The sequence below is a fragment of the Actinomycetospora sp. ABD4_176 genome (assembly GCF_056311855.1).
Genome location: NZ_CM149974.1, coordinates 1,286,010 through 1,312,674, shown reverse-complemented (window position 1 = coordinate 1,312,674; position 26,665 = coordinate 1,286,010). Strand labels below are relative to the sequence as shown.

Here is a 26,665-nt window from a genome sequence, read left to right as displayed (position 1 = left end):
CCAGGAGCACTCCGCAGCATGATGCGCTCGCACCCCGCCGGCACGCTGCGCGCTGAGCACGTCGGCGCCACCGTCACCCTCGCCGGCTGGGTGGCCCGCCGGCGTGACCACGGCGGCGTCGTGTTCATCGATCTGCGCGACGCCTCGGGCATCGTGCAGGTGGTGTTCCGGCTCGGCGACGTGGCCGAGGAGGCCCACCGGCTGCGCGCCGAGTTCTGCGTGCAGATCACCGGCGTCGTCGAGCAGCGACCCGCGGGCAGCGAGAACCGCGAGCTCGCCACCGGCGCGGTCGAGGTCAGCGCCACCGCGCTGACGGTGCTGAGCGAGTCGGCCCCGCTGCCCTTCCAGCTCGACGAGCACGGCTCCGAGTCGGGGAGCGTCGGCGAGGACACCCGCCTGCGCCACCGCTACCTCGACCTGCGCCGCGAGGGACCGGCGTCCGCCCTGCGGCTGCGCAGCCGGGCCAACAAGATCGCCCGCGACGTGCTGTCCGACCGCGAGTTCGTCGAGGTCGAGACCCCGACGCTGACACGCTCGACGCCCGAGGGCGCGCGCGACTTCCTCGTCCCGGCCCGCCTGCGACCGGGCAGCTGGTACGCGCTGCCGCAGTCGCCGCAGCTGTTCAAGCAGCTGCTCATGGTCGGCGGGCTCGAGCGCTACTTCCAGATCGCGCGCTGCTACCGCGACGAGGACTTCCGCGCCGACCGCCAGCCCGAGTTCACGCAGCTCGACATCGAGGCGAGCTTCGTCGACCAGGACGACGTCATCGCCCTCGGCGAGGCCGTGGTCACCGCGCTGTGGTCGGAGCTCGCCGGGTACGAGATCCCGACGCCGATCCCGCGGATGCCCTACCTCGAGGCGATGGCCCGCTTCGGCTCCGACAAGCCCGACCTGCGCTTCGACATCGAGCTCGTCGAGCTCACCGACTACTTCGCCGACACCCCGTTCCGCGTGTTCCAGAACCCGTACGTCGGCGCGGTCGTCATGCCCGGTGGTGCCTCGCAGCCCCGCCGCACGTTCGACGCCTGGCAGGACTGGGCCAAGCAGCGCGGCGCCAAGGGTCTCGCCTACGTGGTCATCGGCGACGACGGCCAGGTCGGCATGGGCGGTCCCGTCGCCAAGAACCTCACCGAGGCCGAGCGCGAGGGCCTCGCCAAGGCCACCGGCGCGAACCCCGGCGACTGCATCTTCTTCGGGGCGGGCACGCCGGCCGAGGGACGCGCCCTGCTCGGCGCCACCCGCAACGAGATCGCCCGGCGCCTCGACCTCATTCCCGAGGGCTCCTGGTCGTTCGTGTGGATCGTCGACGCGCCGCTGTTCGAGGCGGCCGGCTCGACCGACGACGTCGCGGTCGGTGAGGGGCAGTGGACGGCGGTGCACCACGCGTTCACCTCGCCCACCCCGGAGTGGATCGACCGGTTCGAGGACGACCCCGAGCACGCGCTGGCCTACGCCTACGACCTCGTCTGCAACGGCAACGAGATCGGCGGGGGGTCCATCCGTATCCACCGCCGTGACGTCCAGGAGCGGGTGTTCGCGCTCATGGGCCTGCGCCCCGAGCAGCAGCAGGAGAAGTTCGGCTTCCTGCTCGACGCCTTCGCCTACGGGCCACCGCCGCACGGCGGCATCGCGTTCGGCTGGGACCGGATCTGCGCCCTGCTCGCCGGCGTCGACTCGATCCGCGAGGTCATCGCCTTCCCGAAGACCGGCGGCGGCTACGACCCGCTGACCGCCGCGCCCGCGCCCATCACCGCGCTGCAGCGCAAGGAGGCAGGGGTGGACGCGAAGCCGGCCGCGCCGGTCAAGCCGCCGGAGCGGCCGGTCCAGTAGCCCCGTGAACCGGCTGCGGGTCCGCTGGATCCCTCCCGACGGGCCCGCGGTCCGGGTAGAGTCCCTCGGCTGATGGCTCCCCTGACGACGGACGACGCGGACACCTCCGACGGTCACGCGGCCGGCGCTCCCGGCTCGCCCGACCGGACGGCGGAGGCCGTCGCGATGGCCGAGGAGCTGCTCACCCGGCGCCACGGCGCGACGGTGCGGCTCGCCGACCCGGTCGACCTGGGCGGCAGCTCCCGCTCGCTGGTGGTCCGGGTGCGGGTGGCCGAGAACCCGTTCTCGCTGCCGCGCACGCTCGTGCTCAAGCACTACCTCGACGAGGAGGGTGCGGGCGAGCAGAGCACCGTGCGCTTCCGCTACGAGGCCGCGTCCTGCCAGCTGCTCACGGCGATGCCCAGCGAGGAGCGGGCGAGCCCGATGCTCGTCGCGAACGACCCGGTGCACCGCCTGCTCGTGCTCGAGGACCTCGGGCGCTGCTCGACGCTGGCCGACCGGCTCGAGGAGCGCGACGCGAAGGCCGCCGAGCGGGCGCTGCTCGGCTGGGCGCGGGCGCTCGGGCGCATGCAGGCGGCGACGGCGGGCCGCGAGGACGACTTCGGAGCCCTGCTGCGCCGCTTCGGTGAGCGCACGTGGCGTGACCCGCTCGCCGACGACGCCCGGGCGGCGCTCGCCGAGGTGCCCGACCAGCTCGCCCAGCTCCTGCGCGTCGAGGCCGCCCCGGCGGCGGTGGCCGAGGCCCGCGCGGCGGCCAAGCTGCTCGGCGGGTCGGGCTACCGCGCGTTCAGCCCCGCCGAGGTCCGCCCGGACAACTGCCTGCTCACCGGCAGCGGGTCGCGGTTCCTCGACTTCGAGTGGGCCTGCTTCCGCGACGTCGCCCTCACCGCGGCCTCGCTGCGCCTCCCGTTGCCCAGCGGCGGCCCGGCGCGGGCGCAGCCGCCGGGCATGGCGGAGGCGATGGTCGCGGCGTGGCAGGCGGAGATCAGCCCGGTGTGGCCCGACCTCGCCGACGCCGACCTCCTGCGCGAGCGCCTGGTGCAGGCCGAGGTGCTGTGGGTCTGGCTCTCCACCCGCGCCCTGCTGCCCGCCGTCCTCGGCACCGCCGACACCGGGCGGGCGGCGCGCGTGGTCGTCGCCGACCCGGGGGAGGACACGCCCGCGGTGCTCAGCGCGCTGTGGCGCCGCGTCGGCACCGACGCCGAGCACGCCGGCCGGGTGGCGACGGCCGAGCTGGCGGCCGCGGTCGTCGCGGCCCTCGGGCGGCACGGCGGCGAGGCGGGGCTCCCGCCGTACCCGGCGTTCGCGGGGCGCTGAGACGGCCGCCGGCCGTCAGCCGACGAGCCGGGCCCGGTGGACGAAGGCGTCGGCCGCCGTCCCGGACCACGACGCGGCGCCCGCCGCGGCGAGCGACTCGGCCCGGCGTCGCCCGGCCAGGAGGAGCAGCAGGGCGTCCGCGTCGACCTCGACCACGTCCGCGGCGTCGTCCGGTCCCGGCCCCGTGCGCCGGCCGCCGACGACGTGGAGGGTGCGCGCGAGCGCCGTCGCGTGGTCGCCCTCGGCGCCGCCGGGACGGCGCACGACCAGGCGCACGGTCGCGTCGCGCGGCCCCAGGGCGTCCACCAGGAGCCGCGGGGCGACGTCCACGATCAGCCGGCAGGCCTCGAGGGTCGCGGCCGGGTGCTCGCCGAGGTCGACGGGGTCCCCGAGCGCGGTGGTGAGGTCGTGGGCGTGCAGGCAGAGGTCGAGGCAGTGGGCGCCGAGCACGCGGTCGCCGGGGTGGCGGCCGGACAGCGCCAGCGCCGCACGGCGCCGGGCGTCGGCGAGGGAGGCCCGCTGCCGGTCGGGCCCGGCGTAGTGGGTGTCCGCGTGGACGCCGGCGAGGTGCGCCACGAGGTCGCCGACCGTCGGCTCGGCGCCGGGTGCGGGACGGGCCCAGTCGCCCGGACGGAGCCCCTCGACGGCCTCCTCGGCCACGTCCCACAGGTCGAGCACCGCTCGCGTCGCGTCGTCCATCGGCCTCGCCGCCCACCGCTCGCCATACCGCATCGCTTGTCGGACCGCTCGCTGGAGAGGACACTATGTGATCGTCACCACAGGAGCAACGGTCCCTCCACCACCGCGGGGGCCGGGGCGGGAGCCCCGATGGGCGAGTACGAACCGCGGAACTTCCTCCGCCCGTGCCTCCTCCTGCTGCTCCAGGAGAAGCCGGCCCACGGTTACGACCTCGTGGAGCGTCTGCACGACTCCTTGATCGACGACACCGACGCCGGCGGGGTGTACCGCACGTTGCGCTCCTTCGAGCGGGAGGGGCTCGTCTCCTCGTCGTGGTGCCTGTCCACGTCCGGCCCGGCCCGGCGCACCTACGCGCTCACCGCGGACGGCAAGGACGCACTGCGCCGGCAGGTGGAGACCCTGGAGGCCACGCACCACCTCGTGCGCGCCTTCCTCCAGCGCGCGGGCTCGCTGACCGCGGGGCCCTCGTGAGCGGGCCGGACCCCTGCGACGGGCCGGTGTGCGTCACCTGCTCCGACGAGGCGCTGCCGTGGACCGTGGTGGCGCTGGCCGACGGCGACCTGGCCTGGGTCGACACCGGCCACGGACGCGAGCAGATCAGTGTGGCGCTGGTGGAGGCGGCCGTGGGGGACGTCGTCCTCGTGCACGCCAGGGAGGCCATCGCCCGTCTCGGGGGTGAGCCCGGGTGACGCTCACGGCCGGCACGCGGGGCACGGCTGGCACGGCGGTGCGCGCCCGGTTCGCGGTCACCGGGATCGTGCAGGGCGTCGGGTTCCGGCCCTTCGTGCACGGGCTGTCCACGGGACTCGGGCTCGCGGGCTCCGTGGGCAACGACGCGGCCGGGGTGGTCCTCGAGGTCGAGGGCGCCCCCGCCGACGTCGACGCGTTGGAGGTCGCGCTGCGGGAACGCGCGCCGGCCCTCGCGGTGGTCGAGACGGTGACCCGTACGAACCTGCCGGCCACGGGCGGGGCCGGCTTCACCATCGCGCCGAGCAACCCCTCCGCGCCGGGGCCGCGCACGCTCGTGTCCGCCGACACCGCGCCCTGCGCCGACTGCCTCGCCGAGCTCACCGACCCCGCCGACCGCCGCTTCCGGCACCCGTTCGTCAACTGCACGAACTGCGGGCCGCGCCTGTCGATCGTCTGCGACGTCCCCTACGACCGTGCGACCACGACGATGGCCGGGTTCGCGATGTGCGCCGCGTGCGCCACCGAGTACCACGACCCGCGCGACCGCCGCTTCCACGCCCAGCCCGTGTGCTGCCCCGACTGCGGGCCCACGGTGCGCCTCGACGGCGTCGTCGAGGACGCCCTCGGCCGGGCGGTGGCACGCCTCGCGGCCGGGGAGATCCTGGCGGTGAAGGGGCTGGGCGGATACCACCTGGCGGTGCGCGCCGACCACGAGGCCGGCGTCGCCCGCCTGCGGGCGGCCAAGCACCGCGAGGACAAGCCCTTCGCGCTGCTGGCCGCGGACGTCGCCGTCGCCGACGGCCTCGTCCGGCTCGACCCGGTCGCGCGTGAGGTCCTCGCGGGACGCCGCCGTCCGGTCGTGCTGCGCCCGCGGCGGGCGGGAGCGGCCGTCGCCGCTGCGGTCGCGCCACGCACCCGCGAGCTCGGGGTGATGCTCCCGCCGACCCCGCTGCACCACCTGCTCGCCGCCGACCTCGGTCGGCCCCTCGTCCTGACCAGCGGGAACGTCTCCGACGAGCCGATCGCCCACCGCGACGACGACGCCGCCGAGCGCCTCGCGCCGCTGGCCGACGGGTTCCTCACCCACGACCGCCCGATCCGCACGCGGGTCGACGACTCGGTGGTGCGCGTCGCGCGCGGCCGGACCGTGCCGGTGCGCCGCGCCCGCGGGTACGCGCCCGAACCGGTGCCGCTGGGGTTCGCGGTGCCCCGGCCGGTGCTGGCCTGCGGGGCCGAGCAGAAGGTGACGATCACCCTCGCTGCCGGCCGGCGGGCGTTCCCGTCCTCCCACATCGGCGACCTGGAGAACCTCGCGACCCTGCGCGCCTTCACCGACGCGATCGAGCACCTCGGCCGCCTGTTCGCGATCACCCCCGAGGTCGTCGCGCACGACCTGCACCCGCAGTACCGCTCCACGTCCTACGCGCTCGGGCGCGACGACCTCGAGCCCGTCGCCGTCGCGCACCACCACGCCCACGTCGCCTCCTGCCTGGCCGAGCACGGCTGGGGCCCCGACGACGGCCCGGTGCTCGGCGTCGCCTACGACGGCACCGGCTGGGGCCCCGACGGCACGGTCTGGGGCGGCGAGCTCCTGCTCGCCTCGCTGCGCGGCGCGCACCGCGTGGGCCACCTGCAGACCGTGGGCCTGCCCGGCGGTGCCGCCGCGGTGCGCGCACCCTGGCGCATGGCCGCCGCGTGGCTCGGCGCGGAGGGCCGCGACCTCGCCGTCGCCGGGCGCCACTGCGACCGGTGGGACGCGGTGGTGTCCCTCGCCGGGGCGCCCGTCACCCTGGCCACGTCCAGCGCGGGGCGGCTGTTCGACGCCGTCGCCGCGCTCGTCGGCGTGCGCGACACCACGACCTACGAGGGCCAGGCGGCCGTCGAGCTCGAGCAGCGCGTCGACCCGGACGAGCACACCGCCTACCCCGTCGGGCCCGCCCGCGACGGCGTCCTGCCCGTGGGCGACCTGGTCGCCGCCGTGGCCGACGACGTCCGCGCCGGCGTCGACGCGGGGCGCATCGCCGCGCGCTTCCACCACGGGCTCGGCGACGCCACCGTCCGCGCGGTCGTGGCCGCCGCGGGCGCGCACGGCGTGGGCACGGCCGTGCTGTCCGGCGGGGTGTTCGTCAACCAGGTGCTCACCGAGCGGGTGCGCGGCGGGCTCGAGCACGCCGGCCTGCGCGTGCTGACCCACGAGCGGGTGCCCTGCACCGACGCGGGGATCAGCCTCGGCCAGGCGGCCGTGGCCGCCTGCACCGGTGGCCCGCCGGCACCGACGGAGGGGGAGAGGCGATGACCGGAGTGCACACACCGACGGCGCAGGACGCGCTCGACGCCGTCGCGCGGCGCCGGGCGGCGACCACGGCGCTGGCCGCGGACGCCGAGCTGATCGCGGCGACGTGCCGGGACGTCGCCGCGCGGTTCGCCCGCGGGGGGCGGTTGCTCACCTTCGGCAACGGGCCGGCCGCGGCCGACGCGGCGCACCTCGCGGTGGAGTTCGTCCACCCGGTGATCGTGGGGAAGAGCGCGCTGCCGGCGCTGTCGCTGGTGGCCGACCCCGCGGTGGTCACCGGTCTCGCGCGGCGTGCGGGCACGGCCGACACGGTGGCCGCGCAGCTGCGTGCCCACGCGCGCCCGGACGACGTCGCGATCGGGCTCTCGGCCGACGGTGACTGCGCCGACGTCGCGCAGGGCCTCGCCGAGGCCCGCGACCGCGGCCTGCTGACGGTCGCGCTGGTCGGCGGCGACGGGGGAGCGGTCGCTGCGCTGCGGGGCCTTCACCACGTGCTGCGGGTGGCCTCGCCCGACCCGGCCGTGGTCCGCGAGCTGCACGTGACGATCTACCACGTGCTCTGGGAGCTCGTGCACGTCTTCCTCGAGCGGCCGGGCGCCCTGACCCCGGCGGGTGCGCGGTGAGCGGCGTCGAGTCGCTCTACCCGTTCCTCTATCCCGGGGAGGACGACGGGGCGGGCAACGGGGCCGGTGAGGGGGCGGATGACGGGGCGCCGGCGCGCGTGCTGGCGGAGGTGGTCGCCTCGACCCGCGAGAAGGTGCACGAGATCGCGGCCCTGCGCGAGCAGGCGGTCGCCGTCCACGCCGAGGCGCTCGCGGCGTGCGCGGCCGCGATGGCACAGTCCTTCGCCGGCGGCGGGCGCCTCTTCGCGTTCGGCAACGGGGGGAGCAGCACCGACGCCCAGGCGGTGGCTGCCCTGTTCGCCCTGCCGACGGCCGACGATCCCCGCTCGTGGCCCGCGACCGCCCTGGCCGCGGACGTCGCGACCCTCACCGCCCTCGCCAACGACGTCGCGTTCGCGGTCGTGTTCGCGCGCCCCATCGCCGCCGCCGGCCGCCCGGGTGACGTCGCCGTCGCCTTGTCGACCAGCGGTGGCTCGGCGAACGTCCTGCGCGGGCTGGCCGAGGCCCGCCGGCGCGGGCTGGTCACCGTCGGGCTGGCCGGCTACGACGGCGGGGCGATGGCCGAACCGGACGTCGTCGACCACCTCTTCGTCATGCCGTCCTCGTCGGTCCACCGCATCCAGGAGGCGCAGACCACCGTCTACCAGGTGCTGGCCGAGCTCACCCGGCGGGCGCTGGGCTGACCGGAGCCGGTCCTCAGCCGCCCTGGTCCCCGGTCGGGAGGTCGGGGCTCTCCTCGGTCACGGGCGGGTTCGGGTGCACCCCGCGGGGCTCGTTGCCGCTGCCATGCCCGTAGGGACGGCCCGAGGCGCCCTGCCGGCCGGCCTCGTCCTCGGCGTGCGCGGCGACCTCCTCGCCCCGGGTGGACAGGCTCTCCCCGACCCCGAGCGGCGGCTGCGGGTCGGTCTCGGTGTCACGCATCCCGGCCTCCTCCTCCCGGGACGGCTCGCGCCCCGGACCCGGCTCGGGTGCGTGCTCCCGGGGACGGAACGCCTTCTCCGCGCCCCGCTCGGCGTCCTTCATCGTCGGTCCTCCTCGTCCCTGTCGGTGTCCTCGAGTGCGTCGACCGGTCAGCAGATGCGCGGCAGCGGGTCGCCGACGAGGAGGTCGACGATCCGGGTGCCGCCGAAGGCGGTCCGCAGGAGCACCAGCCCCGGCGGGTCGTCCGCGACGTGCCCGATCACCGCGGCGTCTGCGCCCAGCGGGTGGGCGTGCAGCGACGCGAGGGCCGCCTCGGCGCGCGCGGCGTCGACGACGGCCACCAGGCGGCCCTCGCAGGCGACGTAGAGGGGGTCGATCCCGAGCAGCTCGGAGGCGCCGAGGACCTCCTCGCGCACGGGCACCGCCGCCTCGTCGACGACGACGCCCACGCCGGCGGCGCCGGCGATCTCGTTGAGGATCGTGGCGACCCCGCCGCGGGTGGCGTCGCGGAGCACCCGTGCCCCCTCGCCGGCGGCGTCGAGCAGGTCGGCGGCGAGGCCGTGCAGCGGTGCGGTGTCGGAGACGACGTCCGCCTCGATGTCGAGCTCCCCGCGGGCGAGCATCACGGTGACCCCGTGGTCGCCGATCGGCCCGGACACGAGCACCGCGTCACCCGGCCGGACCGTCGCCGCGCCGAGCGTGACGTCCCGCTCGCGCACCCCGATCCCGGCGGTGGTCAGGAAGCAGCCGTCGGCCTGCCCGCGGCGCACGACCTTCGTGTCACCGGTGACGATCTCCACCCCGGCCGCCGCGGCGGCGCGCGCCATGGAGGCGGCGATGCGCTGCAGGTCGGCGACCGGGAAGCCCTCCTCGAGGATGACCCCGACCGAGAGGTGCCGCGGGACCGCCCCGCACATCGCCAGGTCGTTCACGGTGCCGTTGACCGCGAGGTCGCCGATGTCGCCGCCGGGGAAGAACAGCGGCGAGACGACGAAGGAGTCGGTGGTGAACGCGAGGCGGGCGCCGCCCACGGTCACCGCGGCGCCGTCCTCGAGCTGCTCGAGCACGGGGTTGCGGAAGGCGTCGACGAACACGGCCTCGACGAGCGTGCGGGTGGCCTTGCCGCCGGCGCCGTGGGCCAGGGTGATCCGCTCCTCGCGCACGCGCGGACGGCGGCGGCGCGCCCGCTCGATCCGTTCGAGGACCTGCTCCTCGGTGCGCAGGTGCTCGGCGCCGGCGTGGGTGGCGACGGCGTCCTCGGCCCAGCCCGCCCTCGTGACGTCCCCGGTCACCGCAGCACCACCGGGTCGGCGAGCGGGGTCGGTCCGGCCGTGCCGGCGCGGACGCGGGACCGGCTGAAGCGACCGAAGTTGTAGTACGCCGCGCAGGCGCCCTCGGAGGACACCATGCACGTGCCGATGGGGGTCTCGGGCGTGCAGGCGGTGCCGAACACCTTGCACTCCCAGGGTTCGAGCACGCCCTTGAGCACCTCGCCGCACTGGCAGGCCTTCGGGTCGGCGACCCGCACGCCCGGCACGGCGAAGCGGCGCTCGGCGTCGAAGGCCGCGTACGCCTCCCGCACCTGCATCGCGGACTGCGAGATGAAGCCCAGGCCGCGCCACTCGAACCAGGGGCGCAGCTCCATGACCTCCCCGATCACCTCGAGGGCCCGGCGGTTGCCCGGCCACGGCACGACCCGGCTGTACTGGTTCTCGACCTCGCACCGGCCCTCGTCGAGCTGGCGCATCAGCTGGTACACGCCCTGGAGGATGTCGAGCGGTTCGAAGCCGGCGACCACGAGCGGCTTGCCGTGCCGGCGGGCGATGAACTCGTAGGGCCGGCACCCGATCACCGTCGAGACGTGGCCGGGGCCGAGGAACCCGTCGAGACGCAGGTCGGGGGAGTCCAGGATGGCCTTGATCGCCGGGATGATCGTGACGTGGTTGCAGAAGACCGAGAAGTTCTCGAGGCCCTCCCGCGCGGCGCGCAGGACGGTCATCGCGGTCGACGGCGCCGTGGTCTCGAACCCGATCGCCATGAAGACCACGTGCTCGTCCGGGGTGTTGCGGGCGATCTTGAGGGCGTCGAGCGGGCTGTAGACCATCCGGATGTCCGCCCCGGCGGCCTTCGCGTCGAAGAAGGAGCCCCGGCCACCGGGCACCCGCATCATGTCGCCGAACGCCGTCATGATGACGCCGGGCTGCGCCGCGATGGCGATGGCGTCGTCGACGCGGCCCATCGGCAGCACGCACACCGGGCAGCCGGGCCCGTGCACGAGCCGGATCGACTCGGGCAGGTGGTCCTCGAGGCCGTGCTTGTAGATCGTGTGGGTGTGCCCGCCGCAGACCTCCATGAACGCGTAGCGCCGGCCCGGCTCGCAGAGCTCGGCGATGCGGGCGGCCAGCGCCCGGGCGGTGTCCGGGTCGCGGAACTCGTCGACGTACTTCACAGCCCCTCCCTCCCGACCGCGGAGCCGGTGAAGTCGGCCAGCTCCTGGTCGTAGGCCGGGCCCAGGCCGTGCAGCATCTCGAGAGCGGCCTGCGCCTCCGCCTCGTCGATCTTGGCCAGCGCGAAGCCCACGTGGATGAGCACCCAGTCGCCCACCGCGAGATCCTCGTCCTCGGTGATCAGGCCGACGTTGACGCGCCGGCGGACCCCGGCCACCGAGACCAGGGCGAGGTCGGTGTCGTCGGTGGCCGTCTCGATGAGCTCACCCGGGATACCGAGGCACATCAGCCCACCTCCTCCTCGGTCGGCGTCCCGGCCCGAGGGGTCCGGTCCGCGAGGGTGATCGATTCCAGGACGAGCTCGTCACCGCTGCCGAGCTCGAGGTCGTGCCCGCCGCAGCTGCCGCAGGTGGTGACCAGCTCGTCGGCGGTGGTCGTGGCGGCGCACCCGCGGCACCGCACGCCCACCGGCACCTCCACGATCTCGACCACGGCTCCGTCGGCGACGCCGCCGTCGCCGATCAGGGCGAACGCCTGGTCGAACACGGGCCGGTCGAGGCGCTGGAGCGCGCCGACGTGGACCCGCACAGCGCTGACCCGCCGACCGGCGGCGCGCGCCTCCACGGCGTCGAGCACCGCCGCGGCCACCCCGAACTCGTGCACGGCTCTCACATGTTCCGGATGCGCAGGTAGCGGCGGATGTCGTCACGGGAGTCCCAGAGGACGTACCCGGCGCCGCCGAGCAGGGCCAGGACCAGGATCTTCTTCATCATGCGGCTCCCGTGTCGGTGCGGAGCCCGCTCGTGGCGGGCGTGAAGGGGCGGTCGTCGAGGAGGTGGGCGACGATGCGCGGCACGGCCTCGACCGCGGCGTCGACCGCCGCCGCCACGGCCGGCGTCAGGCCCATGCCGGCGCCGAGCTCGGCGGGCTCGCAGCCGAGCACCAGCACCCGGCGCAGCTCGGGGGCGCCGACCGCGCGGGCCAGCGCCCCGACGAGGTCGAGCACCGCGTCGGGCTCCATCCCGTGCGGGTCGAACGCCGCGCCGTCACCGGCGCCGGCGAGGTCGTGCTCGAGCAGGTACAGCGAGCCGGGCGGTCCACCGCCCCGGGTGGTGTCGACCACGAGCAGCACCTCGTAGCCCTCCAGAACCTGGTAGGCGAGGTGCATGCCGCGCACGCCGACGTCGACGACGTCGACCGACGCGGGCAGGCCCCCGGCGCCCAGCAGGCGGCGGGCCACCGCCGACCCGAAGCCGTCGTCGGAGAGGAACACGTTGCCGGCGCCGCCGACGAGGATCCTCATGGGGCCTCCCCCATCCCGGAACCGGTCCCGAGCTCGTCGGGGCGGAAGTACCGGAAGCGGCCGTGCGTGGCCTGGAGGTCGGCGCCGGGGTCGTCGTCGAGCGTGACCGCGACGTGGACCCGGCCGTCGACGTCGTGCACCACCGCCTGCACGGTCGCGGACGCCCCGTCGAGGAACACGTCCTGCGCGTCACCGCCGGGACCGGGCCGCAGCACGACCGCGCTGCCCCGCGACACCGGTCGCCCCTGGACGAGGGTCGTGTCGGTCGCCGGGTCGACCGAGGCGTCGGCGGCGGGGTCCCACCAGGGTGTGGCAGGCGGGGGTGTGCCCGGCGTGACGAGGACGGGGACCTCGTCGGGGGCCCGGCCGTCGGGGCGGATCGTGCCGTGCAGGCGCTCGAACATCGCCGGGCCCATGGCGTCGAGCGCGTCGAGCAGCTCGGCGGCCCGGGGGTCGGTGGCCCGGGCCTCCCGCTTCTCCTCAACGGTGAGGGCGAGGGTCCGCAGGCTGAGGATCTCGTCGTTCTCGGTGCCGTCGAACAGGTCGGTCGGGCTCTCGGGGGCAAGCTGGGGGTGGTCGGCGAGGATGATCGGCGAGGCCAGCACCAGCCGGGCGGTGCCGGGCGCCCCGGCCAGCACCGGCCAGCTGTGCGCGTTGACGCATGCGGCCACCGCCGCGGCGGCCCACTCCGGCGGGTCGGTGCTGGAGAGGAACGCGCCGGCGTCCAGCCCGAGCACGCTGTGCACGGCGACCAGCGAGCGGCGCAGGGCCGCGTCCCGCGGGAGGTCCGCGGCGCACGCCGTGGTGTTGACGACGTCGAGCCGCAGGCGCCACGCCCCGTACGGGCCGGGCACGGGCGTCGCCGACAGCTCGGCGTGGCCCGCGAGCTGGTCGGTCCGCCGGAGGTAGGCGCCGTGGACGGCGCCGGCCGCGTCGACGATCGGGTCGCGGGACTCGGTGCCGGGGAGCGCGATGGGGACCGTCACCGGTCCCTCGCGCAGCTCGTCGAGCGGCACCGCGGCGTCGATCTCGCGGGGCAGGCCCTCGTCCCAGCCGAAGTACGGGGTCCCATCGACCGTCATCTCGGCCCGGACCCGGCCCTCGCGGTCGAGGAGGACCCGTTCCTGGACCTGGAGGAGCCGCACGCGCAGGCGCAGCGTGGCCCCGGCCCGCGGCTCGAGCAGCAGCTCGGTGCGGCTGCGGGACGGCTCGGCGAGGCGCGGCGCGACGGCCGGAGGCACCAGGACGCCGAATTGCCAGCGCAGCGCGTTCTTCCGTGCCGACGCCCGATAGGGGTAGAGGAGGTAGCCCTCGAACAGCACCGCGTCGGCGACGGCGGTGACCTCGGCGACCTCGGTGGCTTCGGCGACCCCGGCGACCGGGTCGGTCGTGCTCACGGCGCCCTCCCCTCGCCGTGACCCTCGCCGTGAACCTCGCCGTCCCCGTCGGCGGCGGCCAGCAGGGCGGCGACGGTCTGCTCCCAGGACGGCAGGGCACGCGCCGCGCGCCAGGCGGCCAGGTCGGCGGCGGTGCGCTCGGGCAGCCGGATCCAGACGGTGCCGCCGTGGTGCGCGGCCATCATCGTCCGCCACACCGCGACCGGGAGGCGGAACGTCGCCTCGCTGCTCCACGGCACGAGGCCGACCTGCACCCCGGCGCCGCCCTCGTAGAACACGGTGCCGCTGAACAGCAGCAGGAGGGGCACCTCGCCCTCCCGGTCCGCGGTACCGGGACGGTGGGTTCCCGGCTCGTCGGGTCCCTCGCCGGTGCCCGCGAGGCCGCGAAAGTAGCGGGTCGCGGCGAGGTCGGTGTCGGCGCTCAGGGGCACGTCGAGGGTCAGCGAGTGCTCGCGGGAGAAGCCCGGCGTCACCGACGCCACGGTGGCCAGCTGCACCGGGGTCAGCGTCCGGCCCCAGCGCTCCGGTTCGCCGAACAGCTCGACGAGCCGGCGCTGTTCCTCCGCGGTGTACCGGCGGCGGGCGGGCTCGATCCGGATCTGGGTGCGCAGCGCGAGCGCGTGGACGCGGGTGCCAGTCGTCTCGGAGACCGCGACCGCGAGGCGCAGGGTGGGCGCGAGCGCCGCGGGGTCGTGGTCGGCCCCGGTGACGGAGAACCGCAGCGCCGGGCCGGGCGCGGTGCGGGGGAACGGCAGGGTCACGGGGCCACCTCCCGCGCGCGGGAGACCGCGTCGGCGAAGAACGCGTCGACGTGCTGCCAGGTCTCGGCGCCCCCGTCGAACCCGCGCCAGTGCCGGCGGACCAGGCCGACGAGGCGGTAGCAGGCGTCGACCGGGACGAGGAGGCAGGCGGGCGGGTCCCGGCGCACCAGCAGCGCCTCGACGTCGGCCTCGAGGAGGGCCGCGAGGCGGCACGCGCCGACGCCGTCGGCCCAGGACTCGAGGTCCAGCTCGCTCTCCGTGGCCCCCGCCGGTCCCGGGTAGCAGGCGACCACGCCGGCCGACACCGTGCTGTGCAGGAAGAACACCAGCCCGACGGGGATCTGCAGGGCGTCCCACTGCGCCTCGGTGAGCACCGACGCCGGGTCCGTCAGCCAGCGGTCGGGCACCCGGCGCAGGCCGTCGGTCCTCTCGCCGAACAGCAGCGCACACGCCCGGCACGCGCAGCGCAGCGACCGCTCGCCGGTGTGCACGAGGTGCGGGTGCTCGGCGGGGAGCTCGTCTGCGCACAGGTCACAGCGCTCCACGCGCGCGGGCGGGCGCCGGTCCCGCGGGACGAGGAAGCGGCGCAGCCCGCCGACCTCGCCGAGGGCGTTCATGACCCGACCGCGGGAACGCCCGGGGGACCCAGCCCGATCTGGAGGAGCGTGGGCCCCGGTGCCTCGGCGGTGAACTCGACGCCCGCGATCTCCGGGGCGAGCTCGGCGACCGCGCTGCGCACCACGTCGCGCACGGTCTCCGACGAGCCGGAGCACCCGGCCGCGAGGCTGACGTGCACCGTGCCGGTGTGGGTGTCGACGCGGTCGAGCGTGATGCCCCCGCCGTGGGAGCCGAGGCGCCGGCGGGCGGCGTCCAGGGCGTGCCCGACACGGATCGGGAGCTCCACGGGGTGCAGGTCGTGCAGCGCCAGCAGGGCGGCGACGAGGGGGTCGGCGGCCAGCCGGTGCACGAGCGCGTCACCGCCGCCGAGCCGGGCGATGGACACCACCCGGTCGAGGCCGGCGCCGTAGAACTGCATGAGCACCCGCACGAGGTCCTCGCCCACCTCGCACGCGGCCGGCTGGTCCGCGAGCTCGTCGAGCAGCTGCGTGATCGTGGCGGCGACGGCGCCCGGGTCGGGGCCCTCCCCGCCGGCGGTCGGGGTCACCATGGCTCAGGGCAGGTTGAGCTGGGTCGGCGAGGTCTCCCGGTGCAGCTGCCGGCCGTTGCCCAGGTACATGTGCACCCCGCAGGGCAGGCACGGGTCGAAGCTGCGGACCGCGCGCATGATGTCGATGCCCTTGAAGTTCTCCGGAGGGTTCTCCTCGAAGATCGGGGTGTTCTGCACCGCGTCCTCGTAGGGACCGGGCGTGCCGAACTTGTCGCGCACGCTGCCGTTCCACGGCGTGGGCGGGTAGGGGTGGTAGTTCGCGATCTTCCCGTCCCGCACGACCATGTGGTGGGACAGCACCCCGCGGACCGCCTCGGTGAACCCGCAGCTCACGGACTCGTCGGGCACCGTGAACGACTCCCAGGTCTTCGAGTGCCCGCCGCGGACCTCGGCCAGCGCCTTCTCCAGGAAGTGCATCGCGGCCGCGGCGGCGTAGGCCTGGAAGTAGGTGCGGGCCCGGTCCCGCTCGATCGCGTTGGAGAGGGGGCGTCCCTGATCGTCCGTGGGCGGGGTCCAGGTGAAGGTGCGTTCGGGCCGGTTGACCGTGCGCGGGAGGTTGATGTCGACGCTGTGGCCGGTGGCCGTGATGTAGCCGATGTCGACCAGCCCGGCGAGCGCCGTCGCCCAGAGCCGGGCGATCGGCCCGCCGCCGGTGTCGAGCGGCAGGTGCTCGGTGCCGTCGAACCAGCGCGGCGACATCGTCCAGGAGTACTTGTCGTCGAAGTCGCGCTTCTGCGGGGCCGGGATCGTGTGCTGGTTCCACGGGTGGTCCTGCGACACGGGGTTGCCGAGGGGATCCCGTTCCACGAACAGCGGCTGGTCCTCCCAGCCGCGGTAGAAGGAACTGCCCAGCAGGATCCGGATCCCGAGGTTGATCTCGACGAGATCGGTGGTCACCAGCTTCCCGTCGACCACGACGCCCGGGGTGACGAACATCTTCCGTCCCCAGTCCGTCATGGTCCGGTAGTCGAAGTCGCAGTGCTCCGGGTCGTTGAGCGACCCCCAGCAACCGAGGAGCACGCGCCGCCGCCCGACCTCCTCGTATCCGGGAAGGGCCTCGTACATGAAGTCGAAGAGGTCGTCGTGCATGGGCACGACCCGCTTCATGAACTCGACGTACCACATGAGCCGGGTCATGTAGTCGGTGAAGAGCTGGATGGTCGCGACCGTCCCGACGCCGCCCGGGTAGAGCGTGGAGGGGTGGACGTGCCGGCCCTCCATCAGGCAGAACATCTCGCGCGTGTAGCGGCTGACCTTCAGCGTCTCGCGGTAGAACTCGCCGGTGAACGGGTTGAGCGCCCGCATGATGTCGCCGATGGTGCGGTAGCCGTGCTCGGCGGCGCCGCGGGCCTCGGTGCGGTTGGCGAGCTCGAGGACGCCCGGATTGGTCTCCGCGATCATCTTCTCGCAGAAGTCCACGCCGACGAGATTGTCCTGGTAGAGGTTGTGGTCGAACATGTACTCGGCGGCCTCGCCGAGGTTGATGATCCATTCCCCGAGGTGCGGCGGGCGCACGCCGTAGGCCATGTTCTGGTTGTAGACCGAGCAGGTCGCGTGGTTGTCCCCGCAGATGCCGCAGATGCGGCTGGTGATGAAGTGCGCGTCCCGCGGGTCCTTGCCCTTCATGAAGATCGAGTAGCCGCGGAAGATCGACGACGTGGAGTGGCACTCGGCAACCCGCTTGGCGGAGAAATCGATCTTCGTGTAGATCCCGAGGCTGCCGACGATCCGGGTGATGGGGTCCCAGGCCATCTCGACGAGGTCGGTCTTCTGACCCGTGCTCTGCTTCGGCGCGGTGGCGGTCATGGCGCGGACCTCTCTCAGCTCTCTCGGCTCAGAACGCGGTGGGCTGGTAGCCGGTGCGCAGCTGCCGGCCCGTCGCCCGCCAGCGCGGTTCCCGGTCGACCGTCTTCGCGGTGATGTCACGCAGCTTGCGCACGACCGTCCCGTAGGCCCCGCTCGCCGCCCCGGACAACTTGCTGCCGGGCGGGGCGTCCATGAACGGCATGAACTTGTCCGGGAAGCCGGGCATGGTGCAGCCGATGCAGATGCCACCGACATTGGGGCAGCCGCCGACACCGTTGATCCAGCCGCGCTTCGGGACGTTGCACTTCACGACCGGGCCCCAGCAGCCCAGCTTGACGATGCACTCCGGCGAGCCGTACTCGGTGGCGAACTGCCCCTGCTCGTAGTAGCCCGCCCGGTCACAGCCCTCGTGCACGGTCTTGCCGAACAGCCAGGTCGGGCGGCCCGCCTCGTCGAGCGGGATCATCGGGGCCGAGCCGACCGCCTGGTAGAGCAGGTAGAGGATCGTCTCGGAGAGGTTGTCGGGGTGCACCGGGCAGCCCGGGACGTTGACGATCGGCAGCCCCGCGGACGACCTCCAGTCCCAGCCGAGGTAATCGGCGACGCCCATCGCGCCGGTCGGGTTGCCCGCCATGGCGTGGATGCCGCCGTAGGTGGCGCAGGTGCCGACGGCGAGGATGCCCAGCGCCTTCGGGGCGAGCCGGTCGATCCACTCGCTCGTGGTCATCGGCTGCCCGGTCTCGGGGTTGTTGCCGAATCCGCACCAGTAACCCTCGGACTTGATCGCCTCGTTGGGGATCGAGCCCTCCACGACCAGGACGAACGGGCCGTCGAGCTCGCCGCGCTCGGCGCGGAAGAAGTTCTCGATGAACGTGTCGGCGCCCTTGTCCGGCCCCGACTCGAAGTCGATGAGCGGCCAGTGCACCGCCACCTTCGGCAGTCCCGGCAGCGCCCCGAGCGCGATCTCCTCGATGCTCGGCTGCGTCGCCGCCGTGAGCGCGACCGAGTCGCCGTCGCAGCTCAGGCCGGCGTTGATCCAGAGGATGTGGACCGTGGTGTCGTCGTGCGAGGCGAAAGTGGTCACCGCGTCCCCCGGCCGCTCCACGGCGGCGTGGCAGGTGGTGGTCCGCCGAGTCCGATCAGGCTGCCAGCGGGTCCGCCGGGGCGGTAAGTGGCCGCGGCACGTAAGGGCCGGACGCACTGTGGTTGCCCTCAGCGGCCGGTGGAGCACGCCCTCGCGGGGTACGAGGACGACCATGAGCACCGCCGAGAAGGCCCGGGAACTCCGCCGCCTGCACAGCGACCCCGAGATCCTCGTCGTCGTCAACGTCTGGGACGCGATCACGGCCACGACCGTCGCGAACACCCCCGGCACCCGGGCTCTCGCCACGGCGAGCCACGGCATCGCGGCCGCCCGCGGCTACCCCGACGGCGAGGTCATCCCGCGCGACGAGATGATCGCGGAGGTCGGGCTCATCGCCCGGCAGACCGAGCTGCCCGTCACCGCCGACCTGGAGGCCGGCTACGGCGACCCGGGCGGCACCGTCGCCCGCGCCATCGACGTCGGGATCGCCGGCGCGAACCTCGAGGACCAGCTCAGGCCGCTCGCGGAGTCGGTGCGCGCCGTCGAGGCGGCCGTCGCCGCCGCCGAGTCCGCCGGCGTGCCGTTCGCGCTCAACGCCCGCACCGACGCCTGGGTGCGCGGCGGCGACCGCGACCCGGAGGTGGTCCTCGCCGACGCGGTCGAGCGCGGGCGCGCCTACCTCGAGGCGGGCGCGACGAGCTTCTTCGTGCCCGGCCGGCTGGACGAGGAGACGATCCGGGCGCTGGTGGCCGAGCTCGGCGAGCGCACGGTCAACGTCATCGGCGTGCCCGGGATGCCCTCCACCTCCCGGCTGGCCGAGCTGGGCGTGGCCCGCTGCTCGTTCGGGCCGTGGAGCCAGAACGTGGCCCTCACCGCCCTCGCGCGGCTCGCCGAGGACGCCTACGCCGGCGGCGGCCTGCCCGAGGGCACCCGCCGGCTCAACTGACGCGCCACGCTCACGGACGGGTCGAGAGGAAGCGGCCGATGCGCTCGAGGGCCTGCTCGAGCAGGGGGAGCGCGGTGGCGTAGGAGCAGCGGACGTGACCCTCGCCCGAGGGTCCGAAGACGTCGCCGGGCACCACGGCCACCTTCTGCTCGGCGAGCAGCTGCTCGGCGAAGTCCTGCGAGCTCAGCCCGCTGCTGCGGACCGACGGGAACGCGTAGAACGCCCCGCCCGGCTCGGGGCAGGTGAGCCCGAGCTCGTCGAGGCCCTTGACGAACAGCCGCCGGCGTCGGTCGTAGTCGGCGACCATCTCGGTGACGTCCGGGTCCGCGCTCCTCAGCGCCTCGATCGCCGCGACCTGGCTGACGTGCGGCGCGCAGAGCATCGTGTACTGGTGGATGCGGTGCATGAGCGCCGCCACCGGCTCGGGCGCGCACACGTAGCCGACCCGCCAGCCGGTCATCGCGTACGACTTCGAGAACCCGTTGAGCAGCACCGTCCGCTCCCACGCGCCCTCGACGGCGGCGGTGCTGGTGTGGGCTCCGGTGTAGGTCAGGCGGTCGTAGATCTCGTCGCTGACCAGCCAGAGGTCCTCGCGCGCGGCCAGCGCGGCCAGCGCGGTGAGGTCCTCGGCGGACTGCGCGGCGCCGGTCGGGTTCGACGGCGAGCCGAACAGCACGGCCTTCGTCCGCGGGGTCACCGCCGCCGCGATCGCGTCGGCGTCGAGCCGGTAGCCCTGCGCCGGGTCGGCCGGCACGGGCACCGGCACGCCGCCCGCGAACGCCACGCACGGCTGGTAGGCCACGTACGACGGCTCGGGGACGATCACCTCGTCGCCGGGGTTGAGCAGCGCCCGCAGCGCGAGATCGAGCCCCTCGGACACCCCGGACGTCACCAGGCACTCGTCGGCCGGGCGGTAGGTCAGCCCGTGGCGGGCCTCGAGGTCCGCGCAGATCAGCTCGCGCAGCTCGAGCAGCCCGGAGTTGCCGGTGTAGGTCGTGGCGCCGCGGGTCAGCGCGTGGATCGCCGACTCGCGCACGCCCCACGGCGTCGGGAAGTCGGGCTCGCCGACGCCGAGGGTGATGACGCCGGTCATCGTCTGCGCGAGGTCGAAGAACTTCCGGATGCCCGAGGGCGGCATCGCCTCGACGACCCGCGAGAGCGGCTTCCGCGGGGCCATCAGGGCATCACCGAGAGCCGCTGGTCCGGCTCGGGGTCGGTGAGCAGCTGCCCGTCGTCCTTGTAGCGGCGCAGCAGGAAGTGGGTGCTCGTCGCCGTCACGCGGTCGACGCCCGAGAGCTTCTGGGCGACGAAGTCCGCGACCTCCTTCATCGAGGACCCCTCCACCTCGACCCGCAGGTCCTGGGCGCCGGAGACCAGGTGCACCGCCCGGATCTCCCGGAAGCGGGCGATGCGCTCGGCGACGTCGTCGAACCCGCGGCCCCGCTCGGGGGCGACGGTGACGTCGACGAACGCCGTCACCCGGGTGTCGCCCAGCCGGTCGCGGTCGACGACGGTCTTGTAGCGGCGGATGACGCCGTCGGCCTCCCAGCCGGCGATGGCCGCGCGCACCTCGTCCTCGGCGATGCCGGTGAGCGCCGCGATCCGTTCGGGCGTCGCGCGGGCGTCGGACTCGAGCACGGTGAGGATCTCGTGCATGGGGAACGACCCTAGTCGTCGTCCACCGGGGAGGCCTCTCATGCCCGTCCACCTCGTCGCCACCGGCGGCACCATCGCTAGCACCGGCTTCCCGGCGCCGCGCCGGGCCACCCGGGACGGCCGCGCGCTGCTGGCCGACGCCGGGGTCGCCGGCGACGGCCCCGCGGACATCGGTGCGGACATCACCGTCACCGACGTCGAGACCGCCGGCAGCTACGCGATGGGGTGGGACGACCTGCGCCGCCTGCACGCCGCGGTGACGGCGGCCCTCGACGCGGGCGCGGCCGGGGTCGTCGTCACCCACGGCACCGACACGATGGAGGAGAGCGCCTACGGCCTGGACCTCCTGCTCGACGACCGCCGCCCCGTCGTGCTCACCGGCGCGCAGCGGGCCGCCGACGAGCCCGGTGCCGACGGGCCCGCCAACCTGCGCGCGGCGCTGGACGTGGCCGCCGACCCCGAGGTGCGCGGCGACGGGGTGCTCCTGTGCTTCGACGGCGAGGTGTTCGCCGCCCGGGGCGTCGCCAAGCGCCACACCCTCGCGGCGGGCGCCTTCGGCGGGTCGGTGGTGCACCGCGTCGTCGACGGGCGGGTCCGGCGTGTGTCGCACCCGGTGCGGCGCCCGGCGCTGCCGCTGGTGGCCGCCGACCCGCCGCGGGTCGACGTCGTCGCCGCCCACCACGGCGCCGACGGCACCCTGCTGCGCGCGGCCGTCGCCGCCGGGGCGCGGGGTGTCGTGCTCGCCGGCGTGGGGATCGGCAACGCGGCCCCGGACGTCGTCGCGGCGGTGGGCGAGGCCGTGGCGGACGGCGTGACCGTGCTGCTCGCGAGCCGGGTGGCCGAGGGCCCGGTGTCCCCGCGCTACGCGACGGGCGGCACCGCGCTGGTCGAGGCCGGCGCGCGCCCGGTGGGGGAGATGAGCCCGTGGCAGGCGCGGATGCTGCTCGGCCTCGCCCTCGCGGCTGAGCCGGGCGACCCGCGGGCACTCCTCGACGAGCACCTGACCTGAGGGAGGACCCCGTGTCCAAGGAGATCCTCGTCGCCTTCGGCGTCGACGTGGACGCCGTCGCCGGCTGGCTCGGCTCGTACGGCGGGCAGGACTCGCCCGACGACATCTCGCGCGGGCTGTTCGCCGGGGAGGTCGGCGTCCCGCGGCTGATCGAGCTGTTCCGCCGGCGCGGGATCACCCAGACGTTCTTCTGGCCCGGGCACTCGGTCGAGACCTTCCCCGGCGAGTTCGACGCCTGCGTCGCGGCCGGCCACGAGATCGGCGTGCACGGCTACAGCCACGAGAACCCGCTGGCCATGAGCCGCGAGCAGGAGGAGACGATCCTCGACTACTGCACCGAGCTCATCGAGCGCCGCAGCGGGCGCCGACCCACCGGCTACGTCGCGCCCTGGTGGGAGTTCAGCCGCGTCACCAACGAGATCCTGCTCGACCGCGGCTTCCGGTACGACCACTCGCTCATGCACCGCGACGTCACCCCGTACTACGTGCGGGTCGGCGACCGGTGGACACCGATCGACTACGACCGGCCCGCCGAGTCGTGGATGAAACCGCTCGAGCGCGGTCAGGAGACCGACCTCGTCGAGATCCCGGCGAACTGGTACCTCGACGACCTCCCGCCGATGATGTTCATCAAGGGCAGCCCGAACAGCCACGGGTTCGTCAACCCGCGCGACATCGAGCAGATGTGGCGCGACCAGTTCGACTGGACCCACCGCGAGTGCGAGTACGCGGCCTTCACCATGACGATCCACCCCGACGTCTCCGGCCGCCCGCAGGTGCTGCTGGCCCTGGAGCGGCTGATCGACCACATCGACGGCCACGACGGGGTGCGCTGGGCGACGTTCGACGAGATCGCGCAGGACTTCGTCGCCCGGAACCCACGCTCCTGATCATGTGCGGTGCGTGCGGGTCGGGGCGGGTGCGGGCGCCGTGGGAGGACACGGTCGGCCCGCCCGACCCCGGCGCCTCCCGCCGGCTCGCCGCCGCCCTGACCCGCGCGCTCGGGCCCTGGCGCTGGCGGGTGGCGCCCTGGGCCGGGGGATACACGCTCTCCGGGTCGCAGGGCGCCCTCCCGCCGGCGCACTCCGTCGACGAGATCGTCGCCCGGGCCCGCGCCGTGCGACCGGGGACGCCGCTCGTCGACACCGCGCCTGCCGACGGCCTCGCCCTCGCCGACGCGGTCGTGCGGGTGGCCGTCACCGCCGCGCAGCGGGGCGGGCCGGTCATGCTGTCGGGGCCGGACCCCGGGCCGACGCGGCGGCTCACGACCCGCGACGGGGTCGCCGTCGACGTCGTCCCGCGCGCCGGGACCGCCTGGGCCGTCGGCTGACCTCGCTACCGTGCGGGGCATGAGCGACGACGGGCTGTTCGAGGTCGAGGCCCCGGAGCCGGCGGCGCCCGCGGGCCCGGACCCCGACCGGCCCGTCACCCGGGGCGTCGTGGAGGACCGGCCGGCGCCGACCGGTGGCGTCGCGGCGCCCCTGGCGGTGCGGATGCGGCCGGCGAGCCTCGACGAGGTCGTCGGCCAGCAGCACCTGCTGGCGCCCGGCGCGCCGCTGCGGCGCCTGGTCGAGGGGGCGGCGCCGGCGTCGGTGCTGCTCCACGGCCCGCCGGGCACGGGCAAGACGACGCTCGCGCGCCTCATCTCGCAGGCCACCGGGCGCGCGTTCGAGGCCCTGAGCGCGCTCAACGCCGGGGTGAAGGAGGTGCGCGGGGTCATCGAGGTCGCCCGCCGGCGCCTCGCCGCCACGGAGCCGCGCCGCACGGTGCTGTTCATCGACGAGATCCACCGCTTCTCGCGCACCCAGCAGGACGCGCTGCTCGCGGCCGTCGAGGACCGGGTCGTGCTGCTCGTCGGCGCCACCACCGAGAACCCGAGCTTCTCGGTCGTCGCGCCGCTGCTGTCGCGGTCGCTCGTCCTGGGCCTGCACGCCCTCGACGACGAGGCCGTCGGCACCCTGCTCGACCGCGCCGTCGCCGACCCGCGCGGCCTCGGCGGCGCGGTCACCCTGCACCCCGGGGCCCGCGCGCACCTCGTGCGCCTGGCCGCGGGCGACGGGCGGCGCTCGCTGACCGCCCTCGAGGCCGCCGCCGACGCCGTCGGGGGGACGGGCGAGATCACGCTGGCCGACGTCGAGCGGGTCGTCGACGAGGTCGCGGTGCGCTACGACCGGGCGGGCGACCAGCACTACGACGTCATCTCGGCGTTCATCAAGTCGATCCGCGGCTCCGACCCCGACGCCGCGCTGCACTACCTCGCCCGCATGATCGTGGCGGGGGAGGACCCGCGGTTCATCGCCCGGCGCCTCGTCGTGCACGCCAGCGAGGACATCGGGCTCGCCGACCCCACCGCCCTGCCCGCCGCGGTCGCCGCCGCGCAGGCCGTGGCGCTGATCGGCCTGCCCGAGGCCCGCATCAACCTCGCCCAGGTGACGATCCACCTCGCGACCGCGCCGAAGTCGAACGCCGTGATCACGGCGATCGACGAGGCCATGGCCGACGTGCGCCAGGGCGCGGCCGGCCCCGTGCCCCCGCACCTGCGCGACGGGCACTACGCGGGGGCCCAGGCGCAGGGGAACGCCGTCGGCTACGTCTACCCGCACGGCGACCGGGCCGGAGTCGTCACGCAGCAGTACCCGCCGGACGAGCTGGTCGGGCGCGACTACTACCGGCCGGGTGGGCGCGGCGACGAGCGGGACCGGGCGACGCGGCTGGCGCGGCTGCGCGAGGTCGTGCGCGGCACGCCGACCTGAGCGGAGCTGAGGGTGTCGCGGGCGCGCCCCCCGGCCGCCCGCGACACCACCCAGTCTTCGTGACCAACGGCACGAAGGTTTCGGAGGACGCGTCCTCGCCCGTCCGGTCGCGTCCCGGACAGCGTCCGGACAGCGGCTGTGCAGGGCATGCGCCCATGACGGATGATCTCGGCGGGTCCGGGGGGACACGGGGACCGGGGGGACATGACGGACGGGGAGACGGCGGCCGGGCCGACGGCCGGCCGGGCCGTGAACAGTGGCGGCAGCGGCACGGGTGGCGGGAGCGGCGACTCGCCCGCGCGGTTCTGCACGGACTTCCGCGACGTCCTGCGGGCGCGCGACGTGTCGTTGCGGCGGGCCGAGGAGCTCTCGGGCTGGGGCAAGTCGACCATCGCGACCGCGACGCGCGGGCCGGGGCTGCCGAACGCCGACCTCGTCACCGACGTGCTCGCCGCCGTCGGTCTCGACGCCGACGAGGTGGCGGCCTGGCGGGCGCGGCACGCCCGGCTGCGCGAGTCGTCGCCCGACGCCCCGACCCCGACCCCGCACCCGACCCCGCCGGCCCCGGCGACACCACCGCAGCCCGCCCGCCGGTCGACCCGGCGCCGGGTGGAGATCGCGGTCTTCGTCCTGCTCGTCGCGCTCGTGGCGGGCCTCGCCACGGCCCTCGTGCTCGTCCTCGCCGCGCCTCCCGCGCCCGAGCCGCGCACCGTCCTCGTCCAGAACCGGGTCGCGATCGGCGCCGGCGAGCTCGTCGAGGACCGCACGCCGTCGTACCTGTCGGCCCGCCCCGTCGCCTACTGCGCGCGCATGCCCGGCTGCAAGATCCCCGGCACCGACGTGTGGAGCGGCGCCACGTTCGAGGCCGTCTGCCAGCTCACCGGCGAGGTCATCACCAACGCCGACCTCACGTCCACCAGCATCGGCCAGAACCCCAACGCCGCGGTCTCCGAGCTCTGGCTCGGCGCGCTGGCCCCGGACGGGCGCATCGGCTACATCTCCGAGGTCTACCTCGCGCCGGCCTACCGCGGTGGCCTGGGCCTGCCGCACTGTTGATCTGCGCGACCCGCCGGGCAGCGAACGCGCCGCGCCCGCACGGTAGCCTGCCGCCACCTGCGCCAGGTGGCGTCCGCGGTACCCCTCACGGGGGGTGTGGCCGGACGCCGGACCGGGGACCTGCCACGCACCCAGCACCGAGGAGGAGACCGTGTCGGTCGGCCAGATCGCGGCGATCATCGCGGCGGTGGCGTTCGTGATCCTGGTGGTGCTGCTCGCCATCCCGCTGCTCAAGCTGGGGCGGACGCTGGACGAGGCGACGATCGCGATCCGCAAGGCCCACGAGGGCACCGAGCCGCTGCTCTCGGACGCGAACGTCACGCTCACCTCGGTGAACACCCAGCTCGAGCGCGTCGACGGCGTCACCGCCAGCGCCCAGGCCGTCGCGGCCAACACGAAGGCGCTCACCACGCTGTTCACCGCCACGCTCGGCGGCCCGCTGGTGAAGGTGGCGGCGCTGTCCTACGGGCTGCGCAAGGCCCAGCAGGCCCGCAAGCTCAAGAACGGGCCGCCGGCGAAGAGCAAGTCGAAGCGGAGCGTGCGCGCATGAGGCGTCTGTTCTGGGTCGGCGTCGGCGTCGCGGTCGGCGTCACGGCCACCCGCAAGGTCAACGAGATGACCCAGAAGGCCACGCCGGCGGGCATCGGCACGAGCCTCGGCGAGGGCCTGCGCGAGCTCGGCGCGGGGCTCGGTGCGTTCGGGGCGGAGGTGCGGGCCGGAATGAACGAGCGTGCCGAGGAGCTGTACGCGATGGTGGAGGACACGACCGAGATCCCCGTGCGGCCCGAGCCGCCGACGTCGGCCCGTCACGCGCGAGCGCCCCGGCGGGGAGCCTCGCACGCCCGCTGAGGGCCAGCCGCAGAGCAGACCCCGCACCTCTCGCGTCCCCTTCCGTACGAGCTCCCG

At 75.1% G+C, this 26,665-nt stretch carries 31 protein-coding genes; 15 read left to right on the top strand and 16 right to left on the bottom strand.

What is annotated here, in order from left to right:
* The first annotated feature begins 18 nt into the window (after positions 1–18).
* Positions 19–1,830, top strand: coding sequence for an aspartate--tRNA ligase (aspS, locus tag ACYX4T_RS06420; protein WP_476013725.1), 1,812 nt, complete (start codon positions 19–21; stop codon positions 1,828–1,830).
* 72 nt (positions 1,831–1,902) lie between these two features.
* Positions 1,903–3,147 (top strand): hypothetical protein, encoded by a 1,245-nt coding sequence (locus tag ACYX4T_RS06415; protein ID WP_476013724.1) that lies wholly within the window; start codon positions 1,903–1,905, stop codon positions 3,145–3,147.
* 15 nt (positions 3,148–3,162) lie between these two features.
* Here the strand turns inward: ACYX4T_RS06415 and ACYX4T_RS06410 are convergent, their stop codons facing one another.
* Positions 3,163–3,846: a hypothetical protein gene (locus ACYX4T_RS06410; RefSeq protein WP_476013723.1), complete on the bottom strand. Its 684-nt coding sequence runs from the start codon at positions 3,844–3,846 to the stop codon at positions 3,163–3,165.
* Positions 3,847–3,975: 129 nt separating this feature from the next.
* On the opposite strand from ACYX4T_RS06410, the gene ACYX4T_RS06405 reads away from it, so the two are divergent.
* Genes ACYX4T_RS06405 through ACYX4T_RS06385 form a run of 5 tightly spaced genes read left to right on the top strand, consistent with a single transcriptional unit; the run spans position 3,976 to position 8,135 of the window.
* Entirely contained in the window at positions 3,976–4,317 is a 342-nt protein-coding gene (locus tag ACYX4T_RS06405; RefSeq protein WP_476013722.1) for a helix-turn-helix transcriptional regulator, read from the top strand.
* Complete coding sequence (locus tag ACYX4T_RS06400) at positions 4,314–4,535, top strand: HypC/HybG/HupF family hydrogenase formation chaperone (RefSeq protein WP_476013721.1); 222 nt, start codon at positions 4,314–4,316, stop codon at positions 4,533–4,535. Before ACYX4T_RS06405 ends, ACYX4T_RS06400 begins: the two co-directional genes overlap by 4 nt.
* Positions 4,532–6,832: a carbamoyltransferase HypF gene (gene hypF / locus ACYX4T_RS06395; RefSeq protein WP_476013720.1), complete on the top strand. Its 2,301-nt coding sequence runs from the start codon at positions 4,532–4,534 to the stop codon at positions 6,830–6,832. The genes ACYX4T_RS06400 and hypF overlap by 4 nt, the downstream gene beginning before the upstream one ends.
* The gene (locus ACYX4T_RS06390; protein WP_476013719.1) at positions 6,829–7,452 is read left to right on the top strand and encodes a D-sedoheptulose-7-phosphate isomerase; all 624 of its coding nucleotides are present in this window, start codon (positions 6,829–6,831) and stop codon (positions 7,450–7,452) included. Before hypF ends, ACYX4T_RS06390 begins: the two co-directional genes overlap by 4 nt.
* Positions 7,449–8,135 carry a D-sedoheptulose-7-phosphate isomerase gene (locus tag ACYX4T_RS06385; RefSeq protein ID WP_476013718.1) on the top strand — a complete coding sequence of 229 codons (687 nt, stop codon included), beginning with the start codon at positions 7,449–7,451 and terminating at the stop codon, positions 8,133–8,135. The genes ACYX4T_RS06390 and ACYX4T_RS06385 overlap by 4 nt, the downstream gene beginning before the upstream one ends.
* A 13-nt stretch (positions 8,136–8,148) precedes the next feature.
* Here the strand turns inward: ACYX4T_RS06385 and ACYX4T_RS06380 are convergent, their stop codons facing one another.
* The 13 genes from ACYX4T_RS06380 to ACYX4T_RS06320 all read right to left on the bottom strand — a co-directional run bounded on the left by ACYX4T_RS06380 (position 8,149) and on the right by ACYX4T_RS06320 (position 18,339).
* Positions 8,149–8,475 carry a hypothetical protein gene (locus ACYX4T_RS06380; RefSeq protein WP_476013717.1) on the bottom strand — a complete coding sequence of 109 codons (327 nt, stop codon included), beginning with the start codon at positions 8,473–8,475 and terminating at the stop codon, positions 8,149–8,151.
* 47 nt (positions 8,476–8,522) lie between these two features.
* Positions 8,523–9,596, bottom strand: a complete 1,074-nt coding sequence (gene hypE / locus ACYX4T_RS06375) for a hydrogenase expression/formation protein HypE (RefSeq protein ID WP_476015200.1) — start codon at positions 9,594–9,596, stop codon at positions 8,523–8,525.
* A 65-nt stretch (positions 9,597–9,661) separates the two neighbouring features.
* Entirely contained in the window at positions 9,662–10,822 is a 1,161-nt protein-coding gene (hypD, locus tag ACYX4T_RS06370) for a hydrogenase formation protein HypD (RefSeq protein ID WP_476013716.1), read from the bottom strand.
* Complete coding sequence (locus ACYX4T_RS06365) at positions 10,819–11,106, bottom strand: HypC/HybG/HupF family hydrogenase formation chaperone (RefSeq protein WP_476013715.1); 288 nt, start codon at positions 11,104–11,106, stop codon at positions 10,819–10,821. The genes hypD and ACYX4T_RS06365 overlap by 4 nt, the downstream gene beginning before the upstream one ends.
* On the bottom strand, positions 11,106–11,483 hold the full coding sequence (locus ACYX4T_RS06360) for a hydrogenase maturation nickel metallochaperone HypA/HybF (RefSeq protein ID WP_476013714.1): 378 nt from the start codon (positions 11,481–11,483) through the stop codon (positions 11,106–11,108). Before ACYX4T_RS06360 ends, ACYX4T_RS06365 begins: the two co-directional genes overlap by 1 nt.
* A gap of 5 nt (positions 11,484–11,488) precedes the next feature.
* Positions 11,489–11,593, bottom strand: coding sequence for a DUF6893 family small protein (locus tag ACYX4T_RS06355; protein ID WP_476013713.1), 105 nt, complete (start codon positions 11,591–11,593; stop codon positions 11,489–11,491).
* Positions 11,590–12,123, bottom strand: a complete 534-nt coding sequence (locus ACYX4T_RS06350; RefSeq protein WP_476013712.1) for a hydrogenase maturation protease — start codon at positions 12,121–12,123, stop codon at positions 11,590–11,592. Before ACYX4T_RS06350 ends, ACYX4T_RS06355 begins: the two co-directional genes overlap by 4 nt.
* Positions 12,120–13,520, bottom strand: a complete 1,401-nt coding sequence (locus ACYX4T_RS06345; protein ID WP_476013711.1) for a hypothetical protein — start codon at positions 13,518–13,520, stop codon at positions 12,120–12,122. The genes ACYX4T_RS06350 and ACYX4T_RS06345 overlap by 4 nt, the downstream gene beginning before the upstream one ends.
* The gene (locus tag ACYX4T_RS06340) at positions 13,517–14,281 is read right to left on the bottom strand and encodes a DUF6084 family protein (protein WP_476013710.1); all 765 of its coding nucleotides are present in this window, start codon (positions 14,279–14,281) and stop codon (positions 13,517–13,519) included. Before ACYX4T_RS06340 ends, ACYX4T_RS06345 begins: the two co-directional genes overlap by 4 nt.
* Complete coding sequence (locus ACYX4T_RS06335; RefSeq protein ID WP_476013709.1) at positions 14,278–14,898, bottom strand: DUF5947 family protein; 621 nt, start codon at positions 14,896–14,898, stop codon at positions 14,278–14,280. The genes ACYX4T_RS06340 and ACYX4T_RS06335 overlap by 4 nt, the downstream gene beginning before the upstream one ends.
* Complete coding sequence (locus tag ACYX4T_RS06330; protein ID WP_476013708.1) at positions 14,895–15,449, bottom strand: NifU family protein; 555 nt, start codon at positions 15,447–15,449, stop codon at positions 14,895–14,897. Before ACYX4T_RS06330 ends, ACYX4T_RS06335 begins: the two co-directional genes overlap by 4 nt.
* 3 nt (positions 15,450–15,452) lie before the next feature.
* Entirely contained in the window at positions 15,453–17,255 is a 1,803-nt protein-coding gene (locus ACYX4T_RS06325; protein ID WP_476013707.1) for a nickel-dependent hydrogenase large subunit, read from the bottom strand.
* A 28-nt stretch (positions 17,256–17,283) separates the two neighbouring features.
* Positions 17,284–18,339, bottom strand: a complete 1,056-nt coding sequence (locus ACYX4T_RS06320) for an NADH-quinone oxidoreductase subunit B family protein (RefSeq protein WP_476013706.1) — start codon at positions 18,337–18,339, stop codon at positions 17,284–17,286.
* A gap of 172 nt (positions 18,340–18,511) precedes the next feature.
* On the opposite strand from ACYX4T_RS06320, the gene ACYX4T_RS06315 reads away from it, so the two are divergent.
* The gene (locus ACYX4T_RS06315; RefSeq protein WP_476013705.1) at positions 18,512–19,285 is read left to right on the top strand and encodes an isocitrate lyase/PEP mutase family protein; all 774 of its coding nucleotides are present in this window, start codon (positions 18,512–18,514) and stop codon (positions 19,283–19,285) included.
* Positions 19,286–19,295: 10 nt separating this feature from the next.
* Here ACYX4T_RS06315 and ACYX4T_RS06310 read toward each other — a convergent pair whose 3' ends face one another.
* Positions 19,296–20,462: an aminotransferase class I/II-fold pyridoxal phosphate-dependent enzyme gene (locus tag ACYX4T_RS06310; protein WP_476013704.1), complete on the bottom strand. Its 1,167-nt coding sequence runs from the start codon at positions 20,460–20,462 to the stop codon at positions 19,296–19,298.
* Positions 20,462–20,941 (bottom strand): Lrp/AsnC family transcriptional regulator, encoded by a 480-nt coding sequence (locus tag ACYX4T_RS06305; protein ID WP_476013703.1) that lies wholly within the window; start codon positions 20,939–20,941, stop codon positions 20,462–20,464. The genes ACYX4T_RS06310 and ACYX4T_RS06305 overlap by 1 nt, the downstream gene beginning before the upstream one ends.
* Positions 20,942–20,981: 40 nt before the next feature.
* On the opposite strand from ACYX4T_RS06305, the gene ACYX4T_RS06300 reads away from it, so the two are divergent.
* The 7 genes from ACYX4T_RS06300 (at position 20,982) to ACYX4T_RS06270 (ending at position 26,608) form a co-directional block, all read left to right on the top strand.
* Positions 20,982–21,950 carry an asparaginase gene (locus tag ACYX4T_RS06300; RefSeq protein ID WP_476013702.1) on the top strand — a complete coding sequence of 323 codons (969 nt, stop codon included), beginning with the start codon at positions 20,982–20,984 and terminating at the stop codon, positions 21,948–21,950.
* A gap of 11 nt (positions 21,951–21,961) precedes the next feature.
* Positions 21,962–22,840: a polysaccharide deacetylase family protein gene (locus ACYX4T_RS06295; protein ID WP_476013701.1), complete on the top strand. Its 879-nt coding sequence runs from the start codon at positions 21,962–21,964 to the stop codon at positions 22,838–22,840.
* Between the two features lie 2 nt (positions 22,841–22,842).
* The gene (locus ACYX4T_RS06290; protein WP_476013700.1) at positions 22,843–23,280 is read left to right on the top strand and encodes a hypothetical protein; all 438 of its coding nucleotides are present in this window, start codon (positions 22,843–22,845) and stop codon (positions 23,278–23,280) included.
* Between the two features lie 19 nt (positions 23,281–23,299).
* Complete coding sequence (locus ACYX4T_RS06285) at positions 23,300–24,703, top strand: replication-associated recombination protein A (RefSeq protein WP_476013699.1); 1,404 nt, start codon at positions 23,300–23,302, stop codon at positions 24,701–24,703.
* A 204-nt stretch (positions 24,704–24,907) separates the two neighbouring features.
* Positions 24,908–25,759 carry a hypothetical protein gene (locus ACYX4T_RS06280; protein ID WP_476013698.1) on the top strand — a complete coding sequence of 284 codons (852 nt, stop codon included), beginning with the start codon at positions 24,908–24,910 and terminating at the stop codon, positions 25,757–25,759.
* Between the two features lie 151 nt (positions 25,760–25,910).
* Entirely contained in the window at positions 25,911–26,309 is a 399-nt protein-coding gene (locus ACYX4T_RS06275; protein WP_274231116.1) for a DUF948 domain-containing protein, read from the top strand.
* Positions 26,306–26,608, top strand: coding sequence for a hypothetical protein (locus ACYX4T_RS06270; RefSeq protein ID WP_476013697.1), 303 nt, complete (start codon positions 26,306–26,308; stop codon positions 26,606–26,608). The genes ACYX4T_RS06275 and ACYX4T_RS06270 overlap by 4 nt, the downstream gene beginning before the upstream one ends.
* Positions 26,609–26,665: the final 57 nt, after the last annotated feature.

Excerpts from the sequence above, each read along its gene's own strand:
- ACYX4T_RS06315 (WP_476013705.1), top strand. The coding sequence starts at position 18,512 with ATGAGCACCGCCGAGAAGGCCCGGGAACTCCGCCGCCTGCACAGCGAC.
- ACYX4T_RS06305 (WP_476013703.1), bottom strand. The coding sequence starts at position 20,941 with ATGCACGAGATCCTCACCGTGCTCGAGTCCGACGCCCGCGCGACGCCC.
- ACYX4T_RS06310 (WP_476013704.1), bottom strand. The coding sequence starts at position 20,462 with ATGGCCCCGCGGAAGCCGCTCTCGCGGGTCGTCGAGGCGATGCCGCCC.
- ACYX4T_RS06350 (WP_476013712.1), bottom strand. The coding sequence starts at position 12,123 with ATGAGGATCCTCGTCGGCGGCGCCGGCAACGTGTTCCTCTCCGACGAC.
- ACYX4T_RS06270 (WP_476013697.1), top strand. The coding sequence starts at position 26,306 with ATGAGGCGTCTGTTCTGGGTCGGCGTCGGCGTCGCGGTCGGCGTCACG.
- ACYX4T_RS06330 (WP_476013708.1), bottom strand. The coding sequence starts at position 15,449 with ATGGTGACCCCGACCGCCGGCGGGGAGGGCCCCGACCCGGGCGCCGTC.
- ACYX4T_RS06325 (WP_476013707.1), bottom strand. The coding sequence starts at position 17,255 with ATGACCGCCACCGCGCCGAAGCAGAGCACGGGTCAGAAGACCGACCTC.
- ACYX4T_RS06280 (WP_476013698.1), top strand. The coding sequence starts at position 24,908 with ATGACGGACGGGGAGACGGCGGCCGGGCCGACGGCCGGCCGGGCCGTG.
- ACYX4T_RS06285 (WP_476013699.1), top strand. The coding sequence starts at position 23,300 with ATGAGCGACGACGGGCTGTTCGAGGTCGAGGCCCCGGAGCCGGCGGCG.
- ACYX4T_RS06405 (WP_476013722.1), top strand. The coding sequence starts at position 3,976 with ATGGGCGAGTACGAACCGCGGAACTTCCTCCGCCCGTGCCTCCTCCTG.
- ACYX4T_RS06300 (WP_476013702.1), top strand. The coding sequence starts at position 20,982 with ATGCCCGTCCACCTCGTCGCCACCGGCGGCACCATCGCTAGCACCGGC.
- aspS (WP_476013725.1), top strand. The coding sequence starts at position 19 with ATGATGCGCTCGCACCCCGCCGGCACGCTGCGCGCTGAGCACGTCGGC.
- ACYX4T_RS06380 (WP_476013717.1), bottom strand. The coding sequence starts at position 8,475 with ATGAAGGACGCCGAGCGGGGCGCGGAGAAGGCGTTCCGTCCCCGGGAG.
- ACYX4T_RS06290 (WP_476013700.1), top strand. The coding sequence starts at position 22,843 with ATGTGCGGTGCGTGCGGGTCGGGGCGGGTGCGGGCGCCGTGGGAGGAC.
- ACYX4T_RS06335 (WP_476013709.1), bottom strand. The coding sequence starts at position 14,898 with ATGAACGCCCTCGGCGAGGTCGGCGGGCTGCGCCGCTTCCTCGTCCCG.
- ACYX4T_RS06415 (WP_476013724.1), top strand. The coding sequence starts at position 1,903 with ATGGCTCCCCTGACGACGGACGACGCGGACACCTCCGACGGTCACGCG.
- ACYX4T_RS06390 (WP_476013719.1), top strand. The coding sequence starts at position 6,829 with ATGACCGGAGTGCACACACCGACGGCGCAGGACGCGCTCGACGCCGTC.
- ACYX4T_RS06410 (WP_476013723.1), bottom strand. The coding sequence starts at position 3,846 with ATGGACGACGCGACGCGAGCGGTGCTCGACCTGTGGGACGTGGCCGAG.
- ACYX4T_RS06365 (WP_476013715.1), bottom strand. The coding sequence starts at position 11,106 with ATGTGCCTCGGTATCCCGGGTGAGCTCATCGAGACGGCCACCGACGAC.
- ACYX4T_RS06355 (WP_476013713.1), bottom strand. The coding sequence starts at position 11,593 with ATGATGAAGAAGATCCTGGTCCTGGCCCTGCTCGGCGGCGCCGGGTAC.